At 65.3% G+C, this 19571-nt stretch carries 18 protein-coding genes; 9 read left to right on the top strand and 9 right to left on the bottom strand.

Going from position 1 to position 19571, the window contains the following annotated elements:
• Positions 1 to 45: 45 nt before the first annotated feature.
• From D4Q52_RS19060 to D4Q52_RS19050, 3 genes are read right to left on the bottom strand one after another with little or no spacing between them, the layout of a single operon-like run.
• Positions 46 to 810: an SDR family NAD(P)-dependent oxidoreductase gene (locus D4Q52_RS19060; RefSeq protein WP_119858162.1), complete on the bottom strand. Its 765-nt coding sequence runs from the start codon at positions 808 to 810 to the stop codon at positions 46 to 48.
• Positions 807 to 1601 carry an enoyl-CoA hydratase/isomerase family protein gene (locus D4Q52_RS19055; protein WP_119858161.1) on the bottom strand — a complete coding sequence of 265 codons (795 nt, stop codon included), beginning with the start codon at positions 1599 to 1601 and terminating at the stop codon, positions 807 to 809. The genes D4Q52_RS19060 and D4Q52_RS19055 overlap by 4 nt, the downstream gene beginning before the upstream one ends.
• A complete protein-coding gene (locus D4Q52_RS19050) occupies positions 1591 to 3216 on the bottom strand; it encodes a class I adenylate-forming enzyme family protein (protein WP_119858160.1) in 1626 nt (541 codons plus the stop codon). The genes D4Q52_RS19055 and D4Q52_RS19050 overlap by 11 nt, the downstream gene beginning before the upstream one ends.
• Before the next feature lie 135 nt (positions 3217 to 3351).
• Between D4Q52_RS19050 and D4Q52_RS19045 the strand changes: the two genes are divergently transcribed.
• Positions 3352 to 4548, top strand: coding sequence for an ABC transporter substrate-binding protein (locus D4Q52_RS19045; protein ID WP_119858159.1), 1197 nt, complete (start codon positions 3352 to 3354; stop codon positions 4546 to 4548).
• Between the two features lie 132 nt (positions 4549 to 4680).
• A complete protein-coding gene (locus D4Q52_RS19040) occupies positions 4681 to 5382 on the top strand; it encodes a TetR/AcrR family transcriptional regulator (protein WP_119858158.1) in 702 nt (233 codons plus the stop codon).
• Between the two features lie 178 nt (positions 5383 to 5560).
• Here the strand turns inward: D4Q52_RS19040 and D4Q52_RS19035 are convergent, their stop codons facing one another.
• Positions 5561 to 6802: an MgtC/SapB family protein gene (locus tag D4Q52_RS19035; RefSeq protein WP_119858157.1), complete on the bottom strand. Its 1242-nt coding sequence runs from the start codon at positions 6800 to 6802 to the stop codon at positions 5561 to 5563.
• Positions 6803 to 6898: 96 nt separating this feature from the next.
• A complete protein-coding gene (locus D4Q52_RS19030) occupies positions 6899 to 7402 on the bottom strand; it encodes a MarR family winged helix-turn-helix transcriptional regulator (RefSeq protein WP_182915359.1) in 504 nt (167 codons plus the stop codon).
• A 148-nt stretch (positions 7403 to 7550) separates the two neighbouring features.
• On the opposite strand from D4Q52_RS19030, the gene D4Q52_RS19025 reads away from it, so the two are divergent.
• The 6 genes from D4Q52_RS19025 (at position 7551) to D4Q52_RS19000 (ending at position 14146) form a co-directional block, all read left to right on the top strand.
• Positions 7551 to 8672, top strand: coding sequence for an amidohydrolase family protein (locus D4Q52_RS19025; protein WP_119858155.1), 1122 nt, complete (start codon positions 7551 to 7553; stop codon positions 8670 to 8672).
• Positions 8669 to 9775, top strand: a complete 1107-nt coding sequence (locus tag D4Q52_RS19020) for an amidohydrolase family protein (RefSeq protein ID WP_119858154.1) — start codon at positions 8669 to 8671, stop codon at positions 9773 to 9775. The genes D4Q52_RS19025 and D4Q52_RS19020 overlap by 4 nt, the downstream gene beginning before the upstream one ends.
• The gene (locus D4Q52_RS19015; RefSeq protein WP_119858153.1) at positions 9772 to 10185 is read left to right on the top strand and encodes a Rieske (2Fe-2S) protein; all 414 of its coding nucleotides are present in this window, start codon (positions 9772 to 9774) and stop codon (positions 10183 to 10185) included. Before D4Q52_RS19020 ends, D4Q52_RS19015 begins: the two co-directional genes overlap by 4 nt.
• Before the next feature lie 84 nt (positions 10186 to 10269).
• On the top strand, positions 10270 to 11244 hold the full coding sequence (locus tag D4Q52_RS19010; protein ID WP_119858152.1) for an ABC transporter substrate-binding protein: 975 nt from the start codon (positions 10270 to 10272) through the stop codon (positions 11242 to 11244).
• A 7-nt stretch (positions 11245 to 11251) separates the two neighbouring features.
• Positions 11252 to 13015 carry an ABC transporter permease gene (locus tag D4Q52_RS19005; RefSeq protein WP_119858151.1) on the top strand — a complete coding sequence of 588 codons (1764 nt, stop codon included), beginning with the start codon at positions 11252 to 11254 and terminating at the stop codon, positions 13013 to 13015.
• A gap of 18 nt (positions 13016 to 13033) precedes the next feature.
• The gene (locus D4Q52_RS19000) at positions 13034 to 14146 is read left to right on the top strand and encodes an ABC transporter ATP-binding protein (RefSeq protein ID WP_119858150.1); all 1113 of its coding nucleotides are present in this window, start codon (positions 13034 to 13036) and stop codon (positions 14144 to 14146) included.
• A gap of 27 nt (positions 14147 to 14173) precedes the next feature.
• On the opposite strand, the gene D4Q52_RS18995 is transcribed toward D4Q52_RS19000, so the two are convergent.
• Positions 14174 to 15223, bottom strand: coding sequence for an ABC transporter substrate-binding protein (locus D4Q52_RS18995; protein ID WP_182915358.1), 1050 nt, complete (start codon positions 15221 to 15223; stop codon positions 14174 to 14176).
• Between the two features lie 5 nt (positions 15224 to 15228).
• On the bottom strand, positions 15229 to 16557 hold the full coding sequence (locus tag D4Q52_RS18990) for a Rieske 2Fe-2S domain-containing protein (RefSeq protein WP_119858148.1): 1329 nt from the start codon (positions 16555 to 16557) through the stop codon (positions 15229 to 15231).
• 155 nt (positions 16558 to 16712) lie between these two features.
• On the opposite strand from D4Q52_RS18990, the gene D4Q52_RS18985 reads away from it, so the two are divergent.
• Positions 16713 to 17192, top strand: a complete 480-nt coding sequence (locus D4Q52_RS18985; protein ID WP_119858147.1) for a MarR family winged helix-turn-helix transcriptional regulator — start codon at positions 16713 to 16715, stop codon at positions 17190 to 17192.
• A 135-nt stretch (positions 17193 to 17327) separates the two neighbouring features.
• Here D4Q52_RS18985 and D4Q52_RS18980 read toward each other — a convergent pair whose 3' ends face one another.
• On the bottom strand, positions 17328 to 18014 hold the full coding sequence (locus D4Q52_RS18980) for an alpha/beta family hydrolase (protein WP_234831249.1): 687 nt from the start codon (positions 18012 to 18014) through the stop codon (positions 17328 to 17330).
• Entirely contained in the window at positions 18011 to 19258 is a 1248-nt protein-coding gene (locus D4Q52_RS18975) for a DUF763 domain-containing protein (RefSeq protein ID WP_119858146.1), read from the bottom strand. Before D4Q52_RS18975 ends, D4Q52_RS18980 begins: the two co-directional genes overlap by 4 nt.
• Positions 19259 to 19571: the final 313 nt, after the last annotated feature.

Below are 19571 nucleotides of genomic sequence, written 5' to 3'. Positions count from 1 at the left end.
ATCACCGCGCGGCCGCCGCGGTGAGGTGATCCCGCTGCAACGCGCCTATGGCCCGCCATAGGCGCACCAGCCACCATCGACCGGCAGCACGACGCCGGTGATGTAGGAGGCATCGTCGGAGGCGAGGAACGCCACCGCGGCGGCGATTTCGTCGGCGGCGCCGAGGCGTCGCAGCGGCACGCGTTGCTCGATCCGGCTGCGATCGACCCGCGAGTCGGCGAACATCTCGGCCGACATCGGCGCATCGATGTAGCCGGGCGCGACGCAATTCACCCGGAGGCCCTTCGCGGACCATTCGCAGGCCAGGTTGCGGGTCAGATGCGCGATCGCTGCCTTCGACACGCCGTAGCCGTTCGAGCTCGGGATGCCGCCGAGCCCCGCCACCGAGCCGATGTTCACGATGGCGCCCGGGCTGCGGCGCGGCAGCGCCCGGGCCGCAAAGCCGCGGCAGGCGAGGAAGGTGCCGCGCAGATTGACGTCGATGACGCGCTCCCAGTCCGAGAGCTTCTGATCGACGGTGCGGACGATCGGCTCGGCGATCCCCGCATTATTCACCAGGATGTCGAGCGGCCCGAGCCGCTCTTCCGCGTCCGCCAGCATCCGCTCGACGCCGTCCTCCGACGAGATATCGGCCACCACCGCGACGGATTTGTCCGGCAGCTCGGTCAGCGCCGCGCTCAGGCGCTGCTGCTGCAGGTCGGCAATCGCCACCTGCGCGCCGTTGGCAGCGAAACGCCGTGCGATCGCCAGCCCGATGCCGCCGGCGGCGCCCGTGATCAGCGCCTTCCTGCCGTCCAGCCGCCCGGTCATCGCGCCTTGCTCCCGGTCGCGGTGCGCTTGAGGAACGCGTCGACGCGCTGTCGGTGGTCGTCGCTGATATTGGTCAGCGCCTCATAGGCGAGGCCGGTGTCCATCATGCTGTGGGCGAGCTGCTTCAAGGCGATGTTGGTGGTCACCTTGGTCCAGCGGATCGCCTTGGTGGAGCCGCCGGCCAGCCGGTCGGCGAAGGCGTCGACCGCCGCCGATAGTTCGGCCGCCGGAACGGCGTGGTTGATCAGCCCGATCTCGGCCGCGCGGCGGGCCGGGATGCGATCGCCCGTCAGCAAGTATTCCTTGGCGCGCGCGAAGCCGATCAACTGCGGCCAGATCACCGCGCCGCCGTCACCAGCCACCATTCCGATCGAGACGTGCGGATCGGCGATATAGGTGGCTTCATCGGCGAAGATGACGTCGCAGAACAAGCCGAGCGTGGCGCCGAGCCCCACCGCCGGGCCGTTGATCCTGGCGATGATCGGCTTCTCGCAGTCGAGCAGCGTGAAGATGATCGCCTTGGCTTCCGACACGGTGGTCTCGAAGCTCTCCGGATGATCGATGGCATCCTGCATCCAGCCGACGTCGCCGCCGGCGCAGAACGCGCGGCCGGCGCCGGTCAGCACGATCACGTCGGAGTCGGGATCGAGCGCCGCGTCGATGAACACGCGCGACAATTCCCGATGCAGCGTGGCGTCGACCGCGTTGAGGGTGTCCGGTCGGTTCATGGTGATCGTCAGCACCCGCCCGCGCCGGTCGAAGCGCAACGCCTGGTAATCGTCAAACTGCATTCCTGTCTCCTTCGGCAAGCCGCTGCTGCACCCGATCGCGCAGCTGCGTCTTCAGCACCTTTCCCATCGGACCACGCGGCAGCGTGTCGGCGAATTCGATCCATCGGGGTATTTTGTAGTCGGCCAGCTTGCCGATGCAGAACGCGCGCAGCTCGTCGGCGGTGATGGTGTGTCCCGTCTGCGGCACGACGAACGCGCAAATGTCTTCGCCCAGCTTGGGATGCGGCACCGAGATCACCGCGGCCTCAACCACGGCGGGATGCGCGAAGAACACCTCTTCGACTTCGAGCGAGCCGATGTTGTGGCCGCCCCGAATGATCATGTCCTTCTTGCGATCGACGTGAAACAGATAGCCATCCTGGTCGAGGTAACCGATGTCGCCGGTGCGCAGCCAGCCGTCGTGGAAGGTCGCTGCGGTGAGCTGCGGCTCGCCGAAATATTCGCGCATCACCGCCGGGCTCCGGATCTCAATCTCGCCGCGCTCGCCCGGCCCGACAATGCAGCCCTCGCCGCCGGCGATGCGCACTTCGGTCAGCGCCCATGGCCGGCCGACCGCGCCGGGCTTGATCAGATTGTCTGGGCCGCGCATGACCGTGCCGGATGGGCCGCTTTCGGTCATGCCGTAGGTCTGGCGCAATTCGACCGAGGGGAAGGTCGCCGCCAGCTTGCGGATCACTTCGACCGACATCGAGGCGCCGCCATAATCGAACATCCGGATCGAGGACAGATCGTGCGCGGCGGGATCGTAAGTCTCCAGCAGGAAGACGTAGAAGGTTGGCGCGCCGATGTATTTGGTGGCGCGTCGACGATGCATGCGGGCGAGGATCTCGGGCAGATCGAACCGTCGGTCGAGTACCGCTTCGGCGCCGGCCCACCACGACGGCAGCAGTACACAGTGCAATGCCGCGGTGGTGAAGAACGGAAAGAAGCTCTGGTAGACGTCGTCGGCGTCCAAGCTCAGCGCGTCGGCGAAGCCGTAGGCCGAGATCACGCTGCGGCTGTGCGTCATCACCGCGCCCTTCGGATGCGCGGTGGTGCCGGACGTGAACAGGATCTCCGAAATCGCATCTGGCGAGACCTCCGGCCACGCCGTGAATATCGTCCCGTCCGTCTCTGCCATTTCCCGCCAATCGATGACGTCTGCGGGCAGCTTGTCACCGACCCCGACGATCGATTGCAGCGACGGAATGCGTTCCCGTAGCGCCGACACGAGCGCCACGAATTCCTGTGCCGCGACGATGGCGCCGCAGTCCGCTTTGCCGAGCACATAGACGATCTCCTCCGCCGCGAAGCGGGTGTTCACCGGCACGACAACGAGCCCGAGCCGATGCAGCGCCAGCATTGTGATCGCCGCTTCCAGCGCCGACTCGTTGTCGAACATCAGGCCGACGCGGTCGCCTTGCGACAGCTGCAGCCGGCACAGTCCGGCGGCGAGCATGGTCGCCCGGTCAAGCAGCGCCGAATAGGACAGGCTGTGTTCTCCGCCGAACCGCGACGCCGCCGTCAATGCGATGGCGTCGGGGCGCTGCGAGGCCTGGCGCCGCACCAGATCGAACACCGTGGCGGTCTCAGCCTCGGCTGGAATCCGACCGCCGGCGTCTGCCGATCCGACCATTCGCGTCTCCCCGCTGCTCGTCTAAGTCTTCTTGCGGTCAATCTATTCGACTTTCGACTCGCAAGTCAATTATTTGACAACGCATTGAAGTAGTGTTTGTTTTATGATCAACAATAAAGGCAGGGAGGTTATCACATGAAGGTTTGGATCGCCGCGATCGCGGCACTGGCACTGCTGGCCGGTTCGGCCGGCGCGCAGGACAATCGGCCGTACAAGATCGGCGTACTCACCGATATGACCGGTATTCTCTCGTCGTCGCTCGGCGCCGGCTCGGTCGACGGCGCGCGCATGGCGATCGAGGATTTCGGCAAGACGGTCAACGGCCGGCCGGTCGAGCTGGTATTCGCCGATCATCAGAACAAGCCCGATATCGGCGCCGGCATCGCGCGGAAATGGTTCGACGTCGACGGCGTCGATGTGGTGACGGATATCGGCAACTCAGCGGTCGCGCTGGCCGTGCGCGAACTGGTTCAGAGCAAGAACAAGATCGCCATCTACGCCGGTGCCTCGAGCGCCGATCTCACCGGCAAAGCGTGCTCACCAAACACCGCGCAGTGGAGCCACGATTCCTATTTGTTCGCGCACGCGCTGCCCGCAGCGCTGCTGCGGCAGGGCCGCAAGAAATGGTTTCTGATCGTGCAGGATTGGGCGTTCGGCCATTCGCTGGAGAGCGAGGTGAAGAAAGTCGTGTCAGCAAGCGGCGGCGAGATCGTCGACAGCGTTCGCCATCCGCCGGGCACCATGGACTTCTCGTCGTTTCTGGTTCGGGCGCAGTCGTCCGGGGCCGACACCGTGGCGTTTCTCACGGCCGGGCAGGACCTCACCAACATGATCAAGCAAGCGCACGAATTCGGGCTCGGCGGCGGCGGTCAGCAGCTCGTCGCGCTCGCTTTCCTGCTGTCCGACGCGCATGGCCTCGGGCCGCAGCAGGCTCAGAACATCCTGTTCGCGACGGTGTGGTACTGGAATCTCGACAAGCGGACCCGCGAATGGTCCGAGCGGTTTTTCGCACGCAACAAGGTGATGCCGGCAGAGGCCCACGCCGCCGTCTATAGTTCGACGATGCATCTGCTCAAGGCCGTCGAAGCCGCCGGCAGCTTCGACGCCGACAAGGTCATGGCGAAGATGCGTGAGCTTCCGGTGAACGACTTCTACACCGACGGCGTCAAGCTGCGGGAGGACGGCCGGCTGCCGCGCAAGGCGTATGTGGCACGGACGAAGACGCCGGCGGAGTCCAGGGAGCCGTGGGACTACTACCAGATCGTCAGCGAGATCGAGCCGGACAACGCCTGGCGTCCGCTCGGCGACAAGGCCTGTCCGTTGCTCAAATGACCGTTCCGCAGCTTCAGGCCGGTGGCTGGTCTTGAAGGGGCGGGGCAGCTAAAACAGCGATGTTCGGCCGGTCACAGCCGAGCATCGCAAGTCGCAATTGGCGCAGCCTAGCAGAGGCATTGAATCGCATCCATGGCGAGAACGAAGACCGCGCTCACCCGGCCCGCCAATCCCGCCTCGTCTCGCGCGCCCGACGGCCGGATTCGCAAGCTCACTCGCGCCGAAAAATCCGTCCGCAACCGGCAGGCGATCTACGACGCCGCGGCCGAGATCGTCGGAGAATACGGCTACGCCGAAGCTTCGATCTCGCGGATCATGGAGCGCGCCGGTCTTGGCCACGGCACGTTCTACGCTTACTTCGGCAGTCGCGACGAATTGTTCGATGACCTGTTGCCGATGAAGGGCCGAGAGGTGCTCGAGTTCCTGCACACCCGCGTCAAGGGCGCGTCCGGTTTCGTCGACATGGAGATCCGCGGCTTTGTCGGATTTCTGGAATACGCGCGGCAGCATCCCTGGTTTTTCCGCCTGCTGCACGAGGCCCCGGTCGCGGCGCCAGCAGCGTACCGCAAGCACATAGACAATATTCTGGCGCGGTTCCGGCGCGCGCTGATGCGCAGTTGGCATCAAGGCGAATTGCCGCAGTACAAGGAGAGCGAACTCGACACACTCGCCTATCTGCTGATCTCGGCGCGCGATTATGTTTTTTCGCAGCAGGTCGCACGAAGTCAAAATATTGACGCCGCCTTGTCCGAGGCGGTCGAGACCTATCGCAAATTCATCAGCCATGGCCTCATGGAAGCGAAAACCGATCGCTCGTCTGGAGCGGAGGACTGAGGGGTCCGAATTTCTCACACTTCCATAGGTGAGGAGCGCGGCTCGAAATCATCGCCAGTGGCATGCAGGCTTGCATTCTTGCTCACTCGTGCCTGCAGTGATGCCCACCTGACGAAGCACGTCGCTGAGAGCCAGAAGCGGACCTCACCGAAGTGTATTGCAATGGCAGCCTCCGCGATCATCGCATCGCCATCGTGCTCGCCACCGCCCAGGTTGCGATCATGGATAGCACCAGCCCGGGAACGACCCGCACCGCAAAACGGCCGCGCTCGGGGCCGAGTGTCATCGCGACCTTCATCAGGGCATTGGACGTCATGGCAGCAACGATTGGCAGGACGCTCTGCTCGGGAAGCAGGGTACCGGATGCGACGAGCGAGGCGACGGATATCGCCGCGGCATGAGTATCAACGAGACCTGCAAACAAAGCGCCTATCGCGATCCCGACCTCGCCCAATCGATCCCGCAAGATGGCGGCGATCATCAACATGACGGCCATCGTGGCAGCCAGCACCAGCGCGGTCCTAATGCTGAATGCGCGACCGTCCAGCGGCGCTTCGGACCCGGTCGATCTGAGTGCGACGAGCGTAAAGGCGATTCCGTAGATGGCGGCGACGCTTCCTCCCGCTGCGAGCGCCGGAGCCATGATCACCAGGGTCGGCGTGCTTACGGCAAACAGTATGACGGCGAGCTGCACGAATGTCGCGATCGTCGAGAGCGCGGCTCCCGCGACCGCAGCCGGCAGCGATGAAGGGTCATTCGCGGCCCGGTGCGCCATCGAACTGATCGTTGCGGTACTCGACGCGAAACCCGAAGCCAGTCCAGCAATAGGCAGGCCGAATCGCGGGCCGAGCAGGCGGCCGAGAATATGGCCCGCGCCACCGATCGCCAGGATCAGGACGACCAGAAGCCAGATCTTGTGAGGGTTGAGCGATCCGTATGGTCCCAACGGCTGGTCTGGAAGCAGTGGCCAGATCACCGCCGTTGCGATCGCGAAGACGAGGGCATCGCTGACCTCCGTCTCGGACAAGGTGCGCTTGGCGAAGTGATGAACAGCGGGTTTTGCTGCAAGCACCGCCACGACTGCGACAGCGACGCCGCTGGCCAATGGCATGTCCGACATCGCCAGCGCCCCGATCATGGGCGTGGCAAGTAGCGCGACCTCGGAGGTGAGTCCGGGATCGGTGCGACGGCTTTGCCAGTAGGAGATCGCCGTCAAGGCCGCCAGACCGCCCACGGCAGCGACCAGCAACCAGGTACCGCCGATCAGGACTGCCAGTGCGCCGAGCAGCGCGGTGATCGCAAAGGTGCGAATGCCGGCGGCGCTCCGGGTAGGGCCGTCACCTTTGCGACGTTCCCTATCCAGCCCGATGAACAAGCCGAGTGCCAAGGCGACGGCCAGATTGATCCAAGGTGCGCTCATGGACGTATTCGATCACCGATGAGGGGCGCGGGCCAGACGTCACTGCGCGTTGTGCCTGGAGGAAAGCGACCAAGTGATCTGGAGGGCAGCCTCAGCTCATCTGTCCCAATCTGCGTCGTCCAGCGCTTTGGCGAGGTGCTCCAACAGACGTCGCAGGGCGGCCTTGTCGTCAGGCGCGAAGGTCTTGAACAAGCGGGCGTCGCGCTCGCTCGAGACCGCGCCGAGTTTGCGCACGAAGGCACGGCCATCAGCGGTCAGGCGTGCGATCGCGGCGCGGCCCCGGGAGCGGGTCTGTTCCACATCGATGAGTTGGCGCTCCTGGAGCAGGACGAGGCTGCGGCTGACCGCGGCCTTGTCGACCAAGGCGGCCTCCGACAGCTCGCTGACGTTCAGCGCTTCGATCCGGTCGAGCGTCATCAGCAGTCGCCATTCGACGGTGCTGATGTCGAACGCGCGTCTGTAGAAGGCGGACGATCCGCGGCTGAGCCGCATCCCGATCGTCGACACCAGCACCGCGAGATGGTCCTGCGTGAGAGATCGCGTGGCTGCGGATGCCGCGTCGACCGGTCGCTCCGCGATCGACAGTTTGCGCGTCGCCAAGTCGTCACTCCCCAGTGTCAGTTCCGCTGACCGTCCTGATCTGCGGTGCATTGATCCAAGTCAAATTTCTTGACAAGTCTTTAATTGATCCGTCAACATAAGCTCAACCTTCGGATACCACTAACACGCCGCGGGACGGGAGACGCCGATGACGGGGACAGGTCCCGCAGCTTTTGCGGGCGCGATCGATTGCGATTTGCACCCCGCAGTCCCGGGGATGCAGGTTCTGCTGCCTTACCTCGACGACTATTGGCGCGAGATGGTGCACGTACGTGCGCTCGATCGACTCAATCTCAGCCTCACCAGCTATCCGCAGAATACGCCGCTGGCCTGCCGGCCGGATTGGCAGATTGAGGGCGGCGCCAAGCCCGGCACCTCGCTGCAGGCGATGCAGCGTCACGTGCTCGACCGTTTTCAGCCGCGGTTCGGCATTCTCAATTGCCTGTACGGCGCGCAGGCGCTGCACAGCGAGGACATGGCGTCGGCGTTCTGCCGCGCCACCAATGACTGGCTGCGCGAGCACTGGCTGGACAAGGACTCGCGCCTGCGGGCGTCGATCACGGTCGCGTCCCACAACACCGAACTGGCGGTTGACGAGATCGATCGCTGCGCTGCCGATGGCAGATTCGTGCAGATCCTGATGCTGGTATCGGGCGAGACCACGCTCGGCCGCCGTCAGCTCTGGCCGATTTACGAGCGCGCCGAGCGCCTCGGACTGCCGATCGGGATTCATGCCGGCAGCACGTATCGCTACGCACCGACCGGCGTCGGCTGGCCGTCCTACTATGTCGAAGACTATGTGGCGCAATCGACCGCGTTCGAGAGCCAGCTGCAGAGTCTGATCGCGGAGGGCGTGTTCGCCAAATTTCCGCGGCTCAAGGTGGTGTTCATCGAATCCGGCCTGACCTGGCTGAGCGGCTTCATCTGGCGCGCCGACAAGACCTGGAAGGGCGTCCGCGCCGAGGTGCCGTGGGTCACGCAGGCGCCGTCCGAGCTCATCCGCAACCATGTGCGCTTCACCGTGCAGCCGATCGACGCCGCGGACGAAGCCGAGGCGATCCTGCGGCTCGCCGATCACATCAAGTCGGACGAACTGTTCCTGTTCTCGACCGACTATCCGCATTGGCAATTCGACGGCGATGCGGCGCTGCCGGACGGTCTGCCGGCGGGCCTCGTCCGCAAGATCACGACCGACAACGCGCTCGCCACCTATCAGCGCCTCGCCAGCGCTGATCAATCCACGGATAACTCTTTGGAGCCCGCCCGATGAGCATCGTCGAACTCGACCGGCCGAAGGCGGCAAAATCCAAGTTGAAGGTGATCGACTGCGACATTCATCCGGCGATGACGTCGTGGACCGAGGTGCATCCGTATCTGGAGCGTCGCTGGATCGATCATCTGACGATCTATGGCAGCCATCTGCGGCACGCGTTCTCCGAGGCGCTGTCGCATCCGCGGATGTCACCGGACGCCGCCCGCACCGACGCCTATCCGGAGGAGGGTGGTCCTCCGGGTTCGAGCCTGAAGCTGATGCAGCAGCAGCACCTCGATCCCAACGGCGTCGAGGTCGGCATGCTGATCCCGCTGCGCTGGAATCCGGGCAGCCAGCGCAATCTCGATTTCGGCGCGGCGCTGACGCGGGCGATGAACACCTGGCAGGTCGAACGCTGGGTCAAGCAGGAGCCGCGCCTGCGCGCGTCCGTGCTGGTTGCGCAGGAAGACACTGCCGCGTCGGTCGCCGAGATCGATGCGCGCGGCGGCGATCCGAGCTTCACGCAGATCCTGATCCTGCCCAAAACCGACGAGCCGATCGGACGTCGCCGCTACTGGCCGATCTTCGAGGCCGCGGTGCGTAACAATCTGCCGATCACCATCCATGTCGGCGGCACCAACGGGCATCCGTCGACCGCCGGGGGCTGGCCGTCCTACTACATGGAGGAGCACCATTCGGTCGCGCAGATCATGCAGTCCGCGCTGACGAGCCTGGTGTTCGAGGGCGTGTTCGAGCGCTATCCGCAGCTGCGCGTCGTGATTATGGAGGGCGGCCTAGGCTGGGTGCCGTCGCTCAGCGCGCGAATGGACAAGCATTGGGCGCGGTTGCGCAGCGAAGTGCCGCATCTCAAGCGGCCGCCGTCGGAGTATGTGCGCCAGAACGTCTGGTTCACCACGCAGCCGATGGAAGAGCCGGCGACGGCGGCCGAACTGCTCGATTTGTTCGATCGCGTTGGCTGGGACCGGATGCTGTTCTCCACTGACTATCCGCATTGGGACTTCGACGATCCGCGCTACGCGTTTCGCGCCAATCTGACCCAGGCGCAGCGCGAACAGATCCTGTACGGCAACGCCGCTCACTTCTATGGACTCGATAAATGACACGGCACGTCGTCGCCACCGTCGACCAGATTCCGGCCGGGGAGCGGCTTGTCGTCACGGTGGAGGGCCGCGAGATCGGCATCTTTAACGTCGACGGTGAGTACCTCGCGGTCGGCAATCGCTGCCCGCACGAGGGCGCGTCGCTGTGCAAGGGTCGGCTCACCGGGGTGATCGAAGCCAGCGAGCCCGGGTCCTATCGGGTCAGCCGGCGCGGCGAGATGGTGCGCTGCCCGTGGCACGGCTGGGAGTTCGACCTGCGGACCGGCCGGTCATGGTGCGATCCGTCGCGCACCAAGGTGAAGAGCTATGAGCTGAAAGTCGAGCCGGGCGGCGCGCTGGTCGAAGGCGAACTACGCGCCGAAACGTTTCAGGTCGAGGTCGACCGACACTACGTCGTGCTGCACGTCTGACGGCGCCGCACGGCGAATAAGAAAAGATCAAACGGGAGGGACTAGGTGCTGTTCAGGCTGATAGTTGCGGCTGTGGCCGCTTGCATGGCGATTTCGGGAGCGTCCGCGGCCGACGACGCGGCGTGGAATAAGGTGGTCGACGCCGCCAAGAAGGAAGGCAAGGTCGTCGTCTACAACATGGCGCTCGGCGCGCCGTACTTTAACGCCGTGCTGAAATCGTTCGAGCAGAAATACGGCATCGCGGTCGAAAGCCTCGATCTGCGCGCCAGCGAACTAACCGAACGCATCCGCACCGAGCAGGCTGCCAACCGCTTCCTCGGCGACGTCGAAATCGTCACCACGACGATGATCGAAGAGCAGTTGCAGAACGGCGATTTCATTCAGAAGCTGCCGGAGATCCCCAACGCCGCCAAGCTGCGGCCGCCGTTCAAGGCCAGCGACTACAGCATTCCGGCCTATGTGCAGCCGATGGGCATCCTGATCAACACCCGCCTCGTCAAGGACGGCGACGTTCCGACCAGCTGGAACGATCTCACCGATCCGAAGTGGAAGGGCAAGATCCTGTCGGACGACATGCGTCCGCTCGGCAGCGGCAACACGCTGTTCGCGCTGCTCGAAAAGCAGATGGGCCCTGAGTTCAACCGCAAGCTCGCCGAGCAGAAGCCGGTGTTCAGCCGCGACATGCGCAACGACGCGCGGCGCGTCGCCCGCGGCGAATATCCGATCTACATTCCGCAGGTGTTCGCCTTCGCGTCCGACCTCAAGGGCCTTCCGGTCAAGGTGGTGATCCCGAAGGAAGGGGCGCCGTTCGCCGAGATGGATCTGGCGATGCTGAAGAACGCGCCGCATCCCAACGCCGCGCGGCTGTTCATGCAGCACTTCCTCGACGTCGACTCGCAGCTGCTTTACGCCAATGCCTGGATGCTGCCGGTCGTCGAGGAAGCCGCCAAGCGGGCCAACGCCGAGGCGCAGCCCTTCGCCAATGCCAAGCTGATCGGCCCGACCAAGCTCTCCGAGCGCCCGGCGATGATGGACCTCGCCAAGAAGCTGTATCCGTGACCCGGCGATGACCATCTCAGCGGACGGACGCGTCGACACGCTCGGCGAGCAGCAACGCAGCAGCGTTTCCGGCATCGGGAGCTGGCTTCAGGCGACGTCGTTCGGCCGGCTGGCCGCGCTGGCGGTGTTGATTGCGATCCTGGCGTTTCTGACCGTCTATCCGCTGGCGATGCTGCTGTACGGCAGCCTGCATTCGACACCGCCCGGCATGGCGGGCGAGTTCAACCTCGACGGCTACCGCGACGTGTTCACCATGCAAAGCGTGGTGACACTCGCCAACACCGTCGGCATCTCGCTGGCCAAGACGATCCCGTCCGTCATCGTCGCGGTGTTCCTCGCCTGGATAATGGCGCGGACCGACACGCCGTTTCGCGGCACGCTGGAAGTGCTGATCACGCTGCCGTTCTTCATCCCGCCGATCCTGACCGCGATGGCGTGGGGCATGCTCGGCAATCCGCAGGTCGGCCTCCTCAACCAGCTCTATCAGTGGATCACCGGCTCGGAAACCGCGCCGATCAATGTCTATTCCTATGGCGGCGTCGTCTGGCACATGACGCAGTACTCGGTGCCGTTCCTGTTCCTGCTGATCGTCGACGCCTTCCGTGCCATGGATCCGGCGGTGGAAGAGGCGGCGCGGATGTGTGGCGCATCGCGGTGGCGCACGTTCCGGACCGTGACGCTGCAACTGGTGCTGCCGGCGCTTACCGGCGCGGCGATCCTCAGCTTCATCCGCGGCATCGAAAATTTCGAGTCGCCGCTGTTCTTCGGCTCGCCGGCCGGCATCCGGGTGATCACCACGGACATCTACGACTCGATCAACCAGCGCTCGCCGCCGCAGTATCAGTACGCCACCGCGATCAGCTTCGTGATCATGGGGCTGATGTTTCTGATCGTGCTGGCGCAGCGCTGGATCCTGCGCGGCCGCAGCTTCCAGACCGTGACCGGCAAAGGCTACTCGCCGGCGGTGATGCGTCTCGGCGCGTGGCGCTGGGCGACTTTCGGCTTCTGCATCTTGTTCTTCGTGGTCACGGTGGTGCTGCCGGTCGGCCAATTGTTCATCGGCTCGTTCTTCCAGTTTTTCGGCTTCTATCAGTGGGACATGCTGACGCTCGAACATTATCGGGCGGTGTTCGGCAGCCGTGATTTCTGGCGCGGCTTCAGCAACACCATGTTGCTTGGGCTGGTCGGCGCCACCGCCACCATGCTGCTCGGCTGCACCATCGCCTACGTCTCGGTGCGCACCCGCTGGCGTGGCCGACTGCTGATCGACCTGATGGCCTGGCTGCCGTGGATGATGCCCGGCATCGTGCTCGGCGTCGGCTTTCTGTGGGGCTTTGCGCTGCTGCCGCACTCGATCCCGATCTACGGCACGATCTGGGCGCTGCTGCTGGCCTATATCGCGCTCGGCACGCCGCTATCGGTGCGGGCGATGTCGAGCGCCTATGCGCAGCTGTCGTTCGACCTCGAGGAATGCTCGCGCGTCCATGGCGCGACATGGATCGAGACGATGCGGCGCATCGTGCTGGCGCTGGCGTGGCCGTCCTTCGCGGTCGGCTGGGTGCTGGTGTTCTTCGGCATCATGCGTGAGCTCAGCGCCTCGGTGCTGCTGTATTCGGTCGGCTCCGAAGTGCTGTCAGTCGTGCTGCTGAAGCTGTGGGCCAACGGCAATGCCGAGCAGGTCAGCGTCATCGGCCTGATCATGATGGCGCTGGTCATCGTGTTCCGTTGGGTGCAGCTCAAGTTCATCAACTCCCGCATTGGGGCGATGTAGCGGTCATCTGGAGAGATCATGTCCAACGTCGTTCTCGAAAAAGTCAGCCGCAGCTTCGGCAGCTTCGTCGCCGTCGACGGCGTCGATCTGCGCGTCAATGAAGGCGAGTTCGTCACGCTGCTCGGCCCCTCGGGCTGCGGCAAGACGACGACGCTGCGCATGGTGGCCGGCCTCGAGCAGAACACCGGCGGCCGCATCAGCATTGGTGACGAGATCGTCAGCGATGCGACCCGCGGCCTGTTCGTCCCGCCGGAGCGGCGGCGGCTCGGCATGGTGTTCCAGTCCTATGCGATCTGGCCGCACATGACCGTGTTCGAAAACGTCGCCTATCCGCTGCGCGTCCGCCGCCGCAGCAATGCGGAGATCCGCGAGCAGGTCACGCGCGCCTTGCGGCTGGTGGAGATGGAAGCGTTCGCCGAGCGGCCGGCGCCGGCGCTGTCCGGTGGCCAGCAGCAGCGCGTCGCGATCGCCCGGGCGCTGGTGTTCGAGCCCAAGGTGCTGCTGCTCGACGAGCCGCTCAGCAATCTCGACGCCAAGCTGCGGCTGCAGATGGGCGATGAATTCCGCGCCATCCAGAAGCGCCTCGGCATGACCAGCCTCTATGTCACCCACGATCAGTCCGAAGCGATGGCGCTGTCGGATCGCGTGGTGGTGATGCATGGCGGACGCATCCAGCAGATCGGCGCGCCCGAGGAGATCTATCGGCGTCCGGCCAACCCGACCGTGGCGGCTTTCTTCGGCACGCCCAATCTGCTCGAAGCCAATGTCGAGGGCTGTGCGCGGATCGACGACCGCCGCGTTCGGCTCGACGTCGTCGGCCGCGGCTGGCGCGGCAGCTGCGAGGCCGCCGACGAGGTCCGGCCCGGGCAAGTGGTGACGGTGATGGTAAGGCCCGAGGATGCCCGCATCGCCGCCGACGGCGCCGCCAATGATCAGGATCTCAGATGGGCGGGGCGGATCGCCCACACCGTGTTTCGTGGCCCGACACGCTCGATTGTGGTCGAGACCGAGGACGGCCCGATGAATGTCGATGCGCCGTCCACCGGGCATTTCGCGGTCGGCGACAACATCGTCGTGGTCGCCCCGCAGCGCGCCGCCTGGGCGGTCGAAGGCCAACGCGCCGCGCGCTGATCACGCGCGCGGCATCGTTCGCCACGCTTAGCGATAAATCTGCTGGGCAAGCGCCAGCATCGCGTTCATCTGCTCCGGATCGGTGGTGCCCATCAGCTTGCTCTTCTGCACCGCCGCGATCGTCGGATCGACGTCGGCAAGCTCGTCGCTGATGGTCGGCACCAGCCCGAGCTTGGCAAGCCGCTGCTGCATCTGCTTGCCGAGATAGTACTCCATCAGCAGCCGCGCGGCGTTCGGATGTGGCGCACCTTTGACCAGCGCGAGGTCGTAGCCGACATAAGGCAGGCCCTCCTGCGGCACGATGAACTTGACCGGCAGGCCCTTCAGCCCGGCCATCGACGTCAAGCTGTCGGGGATGTAGAGCGGCATCTCACCGCGCGCGACGCGGCGCTCGTTGGCGGGAATCTCGCGGCTGAATTTGAGCTCCTGCATCGCCAGCTTGTCGTGAAAGTCGCGGCCGAATGCGTCCTGCAGCACGGCGAACAGCACACCGCCGCCGCCGAGCGCGCGCAGATCGTCGCTGAGGATCTTGCCCCTCCAGCGCGGGTCGAGCAGATCCTTCCAGCTCTTCGGTTCGATGTCCGGCTTGACCTGCATGGTGTTGGCGAGGATGCCGTAGACGATGGCGAAGGCCGGCAGCCGGATTCCGTCGCTGGCGAACTCGCTCTTCAGGCGGCCGATACTCGGCAGCGGGCCGTGCGGCTCGAACGCCTGCTCTTCCTTGATCTGCAGCGTGGTAGTAGTGCGCCCGTTTTCCGAGACGTCGCAGCCGGACCGCCCGGCGGCGCGCTCGATGCGGATGCGCTCGCGGATCTCGCTGGCGCGCGCTTCCAGGATGTCGACCGTGATGCCATAGGTCGACTGGAAGTCCTGCTTCAAGTCCTGGTGTGCAGCGAGCCCGACGAAGGCGCTGTACATCACGACGCGGCCTTCCTTCTTGGCGTCCGCGACGATCTTGGCCCAGGCATCCTGCGCCTGCGCTGTGGGCGGCCGCGCCAGCAGCGCTGCCGCGGCTGCAAGAGTCAGCACCGCGTCGCGGCGCGTGAGCGCGCCGCCCTTCCGCTCCTTCGTGCTCATGGCTGTTACTCCGCAGCCTGCTGGCTCGGAGCCCGCCATCGGATCGCGGCCTTCAGCTTCTCGTCATAAGCGGCGAGCCAGTCCTTGCTGGCGTCAATGTAGAACGAGCCGGCGCGGGCGCGCCAGAACACGCCGGCATCGTCGACGCCGGGCGGGATGGTGCCGTCAGTGGCGAGCGCGCGCGCCGTCGTCAGCAGCCGGCGCCGCGTCCGCGAAATCATCACGTCGCTGGGCGCCAGATGCTCCTTGGTGTGGTCGACGATCGGGCCCATGCTCTCGCACACCGCCTGGTCCTGCATCACGATGTTGCGGATGCCGGTGTAGATCGTGTTGCTGCGCTGCGCCTCGCGATCGATCTGCCAGTCGTTGCCGATGTTCTGCACGGCGCGCCAGCGGCCGAACCAGTCGGTGGTGTTGGGCAGATAGTCGAGCCCGTCGACGCCCGGAATGTTGCCGCCCGACTTCAGCTTCGACGACGAGTAGGTCGCGCCCTTTCCGGTGCCGCCATAGATCGAGATCAGCATGGTGTGGGTGTCGTCCATCGGCACCCAGGCCTTGGCGACGACGTGGTCGTGGAAATCCGCATTCGGCGTTTGGGTCCAGAACGGCAGGCAGAAATGCGCCATGCGCCAATGCATCTGGCCGTTCGCCTCCGGCCGGAACGCGCCGTACATCGTGCCCCAGTCGGTCTCGGTGACTTTGTACTCCGGCGCGCGATTGGACACGGTGTGACGGGCCGGGTGTCCTTCTTCGAAATCGTCGGGGTTGATGTGCCCGGCGTGCAGGAAGCCGAAATGCGAGGTGTCGATGTCACCCTCGAGGCCTTGCAGCCAGTTGGCCTCGCGCTGCAGGATCGTCACCGTCAGGTCTTGCTCGGGCACGAACAGCGCCTCGAGCTCCGGCATCGGTGGCGCCTCGGCGCGGGCCCCCATATAGACCCAGATCAGCCCGGCGGCTTCGCGCACCTTGTAGCTCTTGGCTCGCACCTTTTCCTTGAAGTCCTGCGGCGGCGGCACGTTCGGCATCTCCAGGCAGTTGCCGTCGACGTCGAATTTCCAGCCGTGATAGACGCAGCGGATGCCGTTGTCCTCGTTGCGGCCGAGGAACAGCGAGGCGCAGCGGTGCGGACATTGATGGTCGAGTACGCCGACCCGGCCGGAGCTGTCGCGAAACGCGATCAGCTGCTCGCCGAGCAGCATCAGCCGCATCGGATCGCCGTCGGTGGTGACCTCGGAGGACATTGCGGCCGGAATCCAATATTGCCGCATCAATTCGCCCATCACCGTCCCGGGGCCGACGCGCGTGAGATCGTAGCCGTCCGTGGCTTTCGACATGTCTCTCTCCCTTGCAACGCAGCATTTCGCTGTCGATTAGTTGCAATATGCAAGTAATTATAAACTGCGTCAATTGCGATATCGAAGGCCACGTCGTATGAGCGGGCCGGAACTCTCCCGCAGCGCACTGCCGTTCGATCGAAGATGATGGGCCCATGACCAAAGCCGACACCACGCTGCCGCTCGAACTCTGGACCGGATACCGGTTCGGCCTGATCGCGTCGCGGATCGGCAGCTATCTGGCGCCGATGTATGCGGAGCGGCATGATCTGACGATGCCGGCCTGGCGCAGCCTCGCGGTGATCGCGCGCTATCAGCCTCTGACCGCGGCGCAGCTGGCGAAGCGAACCTCGTCGGACGCCTTCAAGGTGGCCCGTGCGATCGAGCTACTCGTGCGCCGAGGGTTGATCGTCCGCGACGTCGACCAGAAGGACCGGCGGCGCGCCAGCCTGACGCTCACCGCGAGTGGCCGCAAGGTTCACAAGGACATCGAAAATTTCGTCATCCGGATCGAGCGGGAACTGATGAAAGCGCTGGACGACGAGGAGATCAACGTGCTGCGCCGATGCCTGGACAAGCTTGATACCCGACTCGAGCAGCACGTGGTGAATCAGAATTGGCGACGGTTTCTCTGATCGGCCGGAGGACGCGCTGAGCACACGCTTGCACTGCGATCCAAGGATCTCAAGCGACTCGCAGTTCTCTCACTCTGTGGGGGCGGCGTTCGCCCGCTCATCGCTGCGACCGCCGGCTTCGCTTCGTCTGGCTCCTCAGCTAAATTTCGCGTCGACCCAATCCGCAACAGCCCCACAGATCTCGCCGATCACATCGCCGTCGCGGCGACCGCTCCGGGCGGGGACGTGGAAGGCGTGGTCGGCATCGGCGATGGGGTGGAGCGTGGCGCGCTTGCCGAGCTTGCGGATCACTGGGGCAAGTAGCTCCGGCTCGGCGAGTTTGTCGCGGGTGCCCTGGACGAACAACATCGGCACGCGGACAGCATCGAGGTGCTCGGCCCGGACAACAGACGGCTTTCCGGCCGGATGCAATGGGAAGCCGAGGAAGACAATGCCGCGGACGCCGTCCAGCGGCGCCAGCGCTTGCGCCTGCGAGGTCATCCGGCCGCCGAAGGATTTGCCGCCGGCGAAGAGCGGCAGCTTGCCGCCGCGGCGGCGCGCCTCTGCGGCTGCATCGCGGATTGCCGCATGCGCGACGGCCGGCTGATCCGGCCGCTTGCTGCCTTTCTCCATGTAGGGAAACTGGAAGCGCAGCGTCGCCATGCCGTGCGCGGCGAGGCCGGTCGCGACCTGCTCCATGAACGGATGCGTCATGCCGGCGCCGGCGCCATGGGCCAACACCAGGCAGGCGCGGGTGTTGACGGGCTTCATCCAGATCGCCGACAGCGGCATCGCGCTGTCGCCCTCAATCTTGAACAGCTCGGTCGTCGGCGCGCGCGTCATTTGGTCGGCGTTGATGCAAGGCTGACGAGGTCGGCTTCCCAGCCGAACACCGAGCGTCCGCCGAGCGCCGGGGAGGCTTTGCGTTCGCCCTCGACATAGTCCTCGAACGACGGCCCGCTCGCGGTCCGCTCCAGGGTGCGGGCCTGCGCATCGAGCCGCCGGATCGTTTGCAGCTCCTCGTCGCGTCCGAGCTTGGCGCTTTGCACCGCGGATTTCAGCACCCGGATGGTCTCGTCATAGACCTTGATCGGGACTGGATAGGGATGGCGGTCCTTGCCGCCGTGCGCCAGCGAGAACCGGGCCGGGTCGGCGAACCGGTACGGCGCGCCATGCACCACCTCGGCGACCATCGCCAGCGATTGCACGGTGCGGGCGCCGACGCCGGGCGTCAGCAGCAGCTCGGGAAAGTCGATCGGGCCGCGCTCGGCCGCCGCCGCCAGCGTGCCGTGCAGCCGGCGGGTGAACACGTCGGCGGAGCGGACGTCGTGATGCGCCGGCATGATCAGATGCGGCAGCGTGGGCTGCGCCGCCGGCTCGGTGGTCGCATCCAGATAGGTCCGGACCACGCCGTCGGGGCCGAGCTCACCCAGCAATTCGAGCTGTGCCTCGCGCGACGGCGCCGCGCGCTTGTCGGTGAGGTTGACGATCTGCCCCTGCGTCGGCCCGTCGATCGCGGCGTGCGGCGCCTCGACGAAGCTCTTGAGATTTTCCGAATGCCAGTGGTAGCGGCGCGCCTGCCGCTTGGTCTCGCTCATGCCCTGCTGCACGACGGTCCACCGGCCGTCGTCGGCGACGAAGAAGCCGTGCAGATACAGGTCGAAGCCGTCCTGCACCGCGGCGCTGTCGACCTTGGCGACCAGCCGGCTGGCGCGGGTCAAAGCGTCGCCGTCGAAGCCGACGCGCTGGCCCAGCGCCGTCAGCTCGTCCGGCGTGCGCCGCGAATGCCGGCCGCGCCCGCCGCAGACGTGGAGGCCGAGCTCATTGCCGAGCGGCGCCAGCCCGCGCTTCAGCGCGCCGATCACGCTGGTGGTGATTCCCGACGAGTGCCAGTCCATCCCCATCACGCTGCCGAACGCCTGAAACCAGAACGGATGGGCGAGGCGGGCCAGCAGTTCTTCACGGCCGTAGTGATGCACGATCGCCTGGCAGACGATGGCGCCGAGCGTCGACATCCGGTCCGCCAGCCATTGCGGCACGCGCCCGCCATGCAGCGGCAGATCCGCGCTGCCGCTACGCCGGGTCATTGGTGCTTGATTTGAACGTCATTTCAGAAGTCTAGGCAGCGGGCCGGTCCTTGGCAACGAAGCTTCCGGCGAGATGTCGGCGACGGCGGTCGAGAACGCTGAGCGATCATACGGCCATTAAACTTGGGCATTTCGTTTCCACGCGTCATGCCCGGCCTTGTGCCGGGCATCCACGCCTGGCTGAAGGAGATGCAGGAAAGGCGTGGATGGCCGGGACGAGCCCACGGCTGTCCGGCTTAAATTTGATCAATACTGAGGCTCAACTGTCGCTGATCTTTGATGGTCGGCGGCGGTTTGAGCAGGGCGTCGATCG

This window comes from Rhodopseudomonas palustris (genome assembly GCF_003591005.1).
Classification (GTDB): domain Bacteria; phylum Pseudomonadota; class Alphaproteobacteria; order Rhizobiales; family Xanthobacteraceae; genus Rhodopseudomonas; species Rhodopseudomonas palustris_K.
The sequence above is the reverse complement of the archived record's forward strand: the minus strand, read 5'-3'. Positions and strand labels throughout refer to the sequence as shown.